The organism is Chamaesiphon sp. OTE_75_metabat_556 (genome assembly GCF_031378165.1).
Lineage (GTDB): Bacteria > Cyanobacteriota > Cyanobacteriia > Cyanobacteriales > Chamaesiphonaceae > Chamaesiphon.
Map to the genome: position 1 here is coordinate 1 of NZ_JANNDR010000047.1, position 6,878 is coordinate 6,878.

General features: G+C 49.4%; 3 protein-coding genes. 1 reads left to right on the forward strand and 2 read right to left on the reverse strand.

All coding sequences use genetic code 11. The features are described 5' to 3' along the window. Window positions 1–212: 212 nt before the first annotated feature. Together RMO27_RS02480 and RMO27_RS02485 are read right to left on the reverse strand one after the other, a co-directional pair. Complete coding sequence (locus RMO27_RS02480; protein ID WP_309728733.1) at window positions 213–2,840, reverse strand: bifunctional serine/threonine-protein kinase/ABC transporter substrate-binding protein; 2,628 nt, start codon at window positions 2,838–2,840, stop codon at window positions 213–215. A gap of 102 nt (window positions 2,841–2,942) precedes the next feature. Continuing rightward, window positions 2,943–5,438: an ATP-binding cassette domain-containing protein gene (locus RMO27_RS02485; protein ID WP_309728736.1), complete on the reverse strand. Its 2,496-nt coding sequence runs from the start codon at window positions 5,436–5,438 to the stop codon at window positions 2,943–2,945. Between the two features lie 482 nt (window positions 5,439–5,920). On the opposite strand from RMO27_RS02485, the gene RMO27_RS02490 reads away from it, so the two are divergent. After that, entirely contained in the window at window positions 5,921–6,727 is an 807-nt protein-coding gene (locus RMO27_RS02490) for a hypothetical protein (RefSeq protein ID WP_309728738.1), read from the forward strand. The last annotated feature ends 151 nt before the right edge of the window (window positions 6,728–6,878 follow it).

Sequence of the window (6,878 nt, forward strand, 5' to 3'; positions counted from 1 at the left end):
CGCGAATCTGTAGTGATAACAAACTAAGTCACACCTAGTCTGCTGCTCATTCGCTCATTCACACATCTTAACCTGACTGGGTCTGACAGGGAATAGTAAATCTCGATACTATTTACCACCACTGCGAACTACTTACATAGGTGCAGTGGCAACGATCTTTGGCATCGATCGATTGAGTTCTCAAATTACCTCGTTAATTCTCGATCGATCGTCTAGTCGCTCGACACAAAGTCATATCCCGTTCGCGAGGAGTAGCGATAGTTAGGTGGCGTTGGCGCAACTTGGACTAAGACATAGCGTTCGGTTGGCTCGCCCTGCGTAAACTGCAACCTGCCAGCAGCACCGGTAAATTCAGTCTTGGAGAGTGCTGTCATCACGCTCTGTCTGGTCGGCGATTTTTCCGCTTTCATCGCTGTCCCCATCGACTTCACGGCATTATAAGAGGTCGCCGTCGCCCAGTTAACTCGATCGTTCCAAAGCTGCTGCGCGCCTGATAAAAATTGGGGCGTGCTGTCGGAGTCTTGCCACGGTACGCCCATCACCAATCCGGCGGCGGCTTGACCTGCTCTGAGCGTATTGATGCTGTACATGGCGGTGTCACTCAAGATGCTGAGATTGGGATATTTACGATCGGCGATTTTCAGGAGCTGGATCGCCTCGCGATTGGAGCGGCCGACTGGCAGTAGCAGGATCGCTTCGGCACCAGCAGCGTTAGCTTGCTTGAGGTAGGTTTCGGCATCGAACGTGGTAGTGGTAGCCGCCGGAGTTGGCGAGGCGGATGAAGCTACTCTCGAAAACTGAAACATGCCGACAATTTGGCCACCTTTAGCGACTAATTTATTGGCAAATTGATTTTTGAACTCATCATTGTAAGTAATCGTCGGTACGGAAAAAATTGCCACTCGGCGTTTTTTTTCAGTGTTAATTAAGCGATCGACTAATTTTTGAACGATCGTATCGGCTCTAGCATTAGTTCTAAATATGTAGGGTTTATTGCGACTAGTAAGTTCATTGGCCGTACTAATCGGTGCAATAAAGGCTAATTTTTCGCGGTTATAGATCGTGGCGGCTTTCATCGTCACATCATTGCGATTGTGACCGACGATGCCGAGGATTTCTGGTTGGTTGGCGATCTCGGTGGCAATCTTGTCGATCGTTTTGGGATCGTCGCTATCATCGACAATTCGCAGTTTGATTTTGGCATCATTTACGCCACCAGCTTGATTCATTTCTGATTGCGCCTGCGCGAATCCACGCAACATTTCCGATGCTCGATCGAGCGATCTACCAATCGGTGCCGATGTCGCGATCGTATAACTGGGGCGATCGCCAATTAAGGCGTTATTGAGGTAAATGCGCGTTTCGGGCGAGTTGGGATTTTCGACGAGGGCTGCTTGGAAATTGGTGACAGCTTGCTCATATTTTTGATTGGTGATCGCCAAAACGCCCGCCCGCTTCAAACTCTTAAAGCGATCGGTATCGCGATTGCCCTCAATACTCAGCAAGATCCGATCGCCTGCACTACTGCGCTGGGATAGTGCCTCTCCGATCTGCACCTTCGATCCCGATAGCAACTTCGAGCCTAACAGTGCTACTAAGCCGATCGATGCTGCCACGATAATTCTTAGCAGTGGCAGCGGTTTTTGGGCAGGAGCCGGTACTGCCTTGAATGGAGGTGATGTATAAATCTGCATTGGTGCCGTTTCGGGCAGGATCGGTGCTTTGGCGATGTGTCGATCGGTCGGCACTTCCTGGCGGGGCAATTCACTCTCGATCTGGAGCGGATCTTCTTGCTCGAAGGTACCGAGTAACAACGTAGTTGGCACCGGATTACTAGTCCCCGTGGCAATATTCGCCGCCCTCACGACTGGAATCCCATAGATATCATCAAGAGCTTCCAATACGTCCCTTGCCGACTGAAATCGCTCGCTGGGATTACTGTGCAGCATTTTGTCGAGGATCTCAGCTAAGTTGTCGCTGACTTGGAGATCGCCAGATCGCCATTGCCATGCCTGGGTATCGGCAGCGAGTAAATCTTGTGGTGGTTTACCCGTGAGTAAATTCAAGCAAGTTACCGCCAAGGCATACAAGTCTGAGGAGGGATAGATCGTCTGACCCTGCCGTTGCTCCCACGGTGCGTATTCAGGCGTAGAGACACCAGTGAGACTGCGATTGCTCCCTGTCATCCGTTCCGTCTCCATGGCGATCTGCTTGACTGCCCCAAAGTCGATCGTATAAATTTGGCCTTTTAAGTCCCGCATGATATTTGAGGGCTTAATATCGCGGTGGATCGATCCTTGAAAGTGAATAAATTCGAGGATTTTGGCAACTTCGCGCAAGACATAGATGACTGCTGGTTCGGTAAATCGCCCCCTAGCCTGCAATTCTTGTTCTAAGTTTTGTCCCTCGATATATTCTTGAACTAGATAAAAAAACTTTTGCTGGTTATGTGGTGGTGCAGCAGAGGCAACCAGTTCGAGGAAGGCAAATAGGCGGGGAATGCGCGGATGCTCGCCCAGTTTTTCGAGCACTTCCGCTTCGCGATGAAAGAGCTTAGTGGCCACCTCCACCTGCTCGTTATTAAAACTGGGATTGACCTGCAATTGCTTGATGACACAGCGTCTAAGTCCCGGCGTCCGGCGATCGCAACCCAAAAACGCTACCCCCAGTCCGCCCTGCTGCAACAATTGGGTGGGCAGATAGCGACCATCCAAAATCAGCGGCATCCCACAGTTAACACAATGCCGTTGGTGGACGGTTTTTAACAGTTTGCTATCGTCTAGATCGGCAAATGAGTTGACAGGTTGTTCGCAACGAGGACGCGTACAGTAAATGTCCATGGGAGGTGGGAGGTGGGAGTTTAGTGGGATGGAATTGCGATGTGAATAATTTAGGTTGACTGCACTTTGCGGGGTTTTGACGCTTGTAATCGATCGAGATCGTTAGCCTTTTTTGGTAGGGGATAATCGTTGAGGCGATTTGAGGAGGTCTTTGCGTTTTTGCAACCAAATTGTCACGCCGATATAAACAACACTGTGGAGCAGTAACATTCCCCAATTTAAGCCGAGATTTTGCCAAGTTGTGTCGTAGACTGCGGACGATTTCATCACTTGGGTGAAGTCCATGACCTCATTTTTGGTCGGGGTGAGGAGATTGAGATCGATTAAAGTGCCATAAGCCCCGATCGACCATCTACCAATGGTAAACCAGGAGATCACCTGACCGACAGCCACCTGATCCAGCCCGAACAACACCCCAGCAAAGATAATTTGCGGTAATAGCAATAAAGGTAACGCACTATTTGCTTGCGAGCTGTTTTTGACGCTGGCAGAAACCATCAAGCCCAGACAGGTGGCTGCCAAAATGCTCAAAAAGGTGGTAATTGGCAAACCGATATACCAATTTACCGGACTGAGTTCGGCAATCGGATTGGGATGGGCGAAACAAATCAGCACGATCGCACTAATCAAGCAACTTTGGATCGCGGCCAAACCACCTAGTGTCAACAATTTCGAGCTAACGTAAGTAAATAAGCCCAAGTTGACCAAGCGTTCGCGGGCATAGATGGCCGATTCTTTGATAATTTCCTGGAGCGAACTGGCTAGCCCCACCCAGATATTGATACAAGTGAAGATAAACAAGATTTTTAGAGCCATACCCGATCGATTGACGTTCGGCGAACCGACAAAGGGGGTCAGCCAGGGATTGGTAGCCACATTGAAACTCTGGCTCGGATCTTGCAAGACATCTTTGGTCGCTAAGTAGACTAATAAAATCCCGATCGGGGCGGTCAAGAGCGACAGACCTAAATAGACTGGATCGCGCCCAATCAGGTGCAGGTTGCGGCGGGTGAGGATTTGCAACTGCTTGAAAAAAGATTGCTTGACACGCGTTGGTGGTGGCGACAGGGGCGATCGATTACTGCTCGCGCTCTGTTGAGGTAAGCTCAATCGCTCTTGGACATAGGTTTGATAATAGCTCGAATCTGCAAATCGGCGGGCTGTCGCCAAGCAAGCTTCAGGGGTTTCGAGCTGAATATAAATATCGGCAAAATCCAGACTCGGCACCTCAAAAAATTCGGTAGCGGTAGCCGGCGGGCCAAAATAGCAGAGCTGACCGCCCAAACCCATCACAGCAACGCGATCGCATAGCATGATATTGCTAGTGGCATGAGTCACCAGCACCACAGTTTGACCGCGATTGGCTAGTCGGCGCAAGAGCTGCATCATTTTTTTGTCCAACCCCGGATCTAAGCCCGAAGTCGGCTCATCCAAGAAGAACAACTTGGGATCTGCCAGTAGTTCCACACCAATACTCACGCGTTTGAGTTGTCCGCCACTGAGGTTTTTAACTAAACTATCTTGACAGGGAACTAACTCAATTTGTGCCAGGGTTTTGGCGATCGTCGCGTGCAAATCCGTATCGGGTGGCAATCGCATCTGGGCGGCATACAGGAGAACTTCCCTCACCGTCAGATGAGAGTGGACGATATCGCTTTGGGGGACATAACCGATCGTATTGCGATAAATATTAAAATTATTGACCAGGTTATCGCCATTGAGATAGACCAGTCCGTGGGTGGGTTGGGAGATGCCCAACAAGGTTTTCATCAATGTCGATTTACCCGTGCCGCTGCCCCCGACGATCGCGACCAATTGTCCTGGTTCGATCGCCAGATTGATATTATCGAGCAGACAGAGCCGCTGCCGATCCTTGTGGTTGACGACTTTGGTAATTCGATCGACATCCAAGCGGATATTCTCCCCTCGATCGGCGATCGTCAGCTGATCATTTTGTAATACAAAGGTATAAGGGCCGATTTGCAGCACCGAACCCATCGCCATCGGCGCGGTTTTGTCTACTTGTTGCCGATCGACAAAGACGCCATTGGGGCTATAGTTGTGCAGCAAATACCGTCCCGATGCCATCCGTTGCACCGATGCATGATAACGCGATACCGTCGGTGCATCGAGGACAAAATCATTATCTTCACTCCGCCCGATCGTCACTGTCTGTTGGGGTACCAATGACATTCCCGTTTTGACGGGTGCCTCACCAGCACGCACATTGAAGGGATCTAGATAGACGATCGTGGCATAATTTTGCGGATCTTGGCCGATCCTTAACTCATCGTAGGATTGGAGCCGATAGCCCTCCTGCGGCCTAATTAAGCGATTGTTGATAAAGAGCCGATTGCTGCTGGGATTTTGACCATCCCCGTCGTAAATATAGTAACCATGATCCACCTTGCGGAGCGTGGCCTGATAGCGGCTGACCAATTCCCACTCGATCGGCACTACCAAACCAATCGGTGGTGGCTGCGGCGGCTCGCGCCCCAGCGCGTGCTCGCTCTCGCTCAGATCGAAAGCGACAACATTGCCCTGCCAATACATTTCAATGCGGGGAATGGTATTGAAAACAGTCTTAGGAGTATTCATAAATAGTCGTTCTAACCGCGATCGTCATCAAGTCCTAGCCGCGATCGTCAAATTGTCAAAATCGAGACTCCAAATCGCTCCAGTCATTGGTAAAGCATACAGCTCAATCAACCTTTATTCCTGGCGATCGGCCAAATTACCGATCTGATTTCGATTGTCATGCTCGTAGCAATTAGATACTACCCTGCGTCCTGCATAATCTACACTAATCTTATCTCGCTCGGTCAATCTCTACCACCTTTTGGAAATCTAGAGATCGATCGGGTTCTGTCACGCTGAATCGCTCGATTGAGAGGCGATCATTAGACACGATTCTATTTAACGTATTCACCGGAATTCCCCTTCCTCAGCTTCGCCGGGAGGGGATGGCGTGCTCTGCGAGGTGAGGAATCCCGCCCCAAGTAATTTGACAAGCGAAACGCTTACTAGCTGGAGTTAGAATAGTTGAGACTTCGGCTCTCGATCAGAAACATCACGAACATATGCACAGATTAACTTTAAATCGCAGTCTCACTGTGGCATCCTGGCTGGCAATTTGGACTAGCTGCTCGATCTTGTCTAGTTGTAACAACCTCACCCCCCCAAACGCCTCTGGGCCACCTGGTGCTCCTGGTAATCCACCACCAGGCGGTGCTGGCAATGCCGATAACGCCAAGCCCGATCGTCAGGGTGCAAATCCACTTCAGTTATTGCAGCATCCATTAGTTAAATCCGAACTCAAGTTAACTGACGATCAGGTCGCTCAAATCAAGGCAATCGAAGCAGATTTGAAGACCAAAATCGCCGCTTCTTCTGAGTCAGTCAAGAGTAAATACAAGTCGCTCGAAGCATTACCAAAAGACCAGCAAGATAGCGAGAAAAAGAAACTGGCGGTGGAAACCGAACAGGGTACGGCAACTATCGCCAAAGAATCCCAGCAAAAAGTCAGCAAAGTCCTCAAGCCCGAACAGGAAAAAAGAGCCAAAGAAATTTTATTGCAGAAGTTTGATTTTGGGATTATGACCAAAGATGATTTTGCAACGGATCTCAAATTGACAGATGCCCAGAAAAAACAACTCAGTAATATTGTCGGGCAAATGCGAATTAAAACGATCGGGGCTTGGGAAATTCCCGATCGCAATGATGTCGCCAAACGCGAGAAAACCCTTGCCGACAATCGCAAACGGATGGAAGCCGTGATGAAAGAAAGCAATCAACAAGCTAAGGCCGTGTTGACACCCGAACAGCTCAAATCACTAGAGACTTTAAAAGGTAAAGCAGTCTCATTTCCGCTGGCGGATCTGAAATAATCGATCCAGGATCGGTCTAGTAGTTTAGAAACCGGACTTCTTGAATTTAAGAAGTCCGGTTTCTATTTAGTTTCTATTTTGTTATTCAGGCAGCTAGATTTGCGACATCACCGCTCTAGCCGCTGCGAGAGTGCGATCGATATCTTCCTCC

What these genes read in the sequence shown, in the direction of transcription:
- RMO27_RS02480 (WP_309728733.1), bottom strand. Translation starts at nt 2,840, where the DNA reads ATGGACATTTACTGTACGCGTCCTCGTTGCGAACAACCTGTCAACTCA.
- RMO27_RS02485 (WP_309728736.1), bottom strand. Translation starts at nt 5,438, where the DNA reads ATGAATACTCCTAAGACTGTTTTCAATACCATTCCCCGCATTGAAATG.
- RMO27_RS02490 (WP_309728738.1), top strand. Translation starts at nt 5,921, where the DNA reads ATGCACAGATTAACTTTAAATCGCAGTCTCACTGTGGCATCCTGGCTG.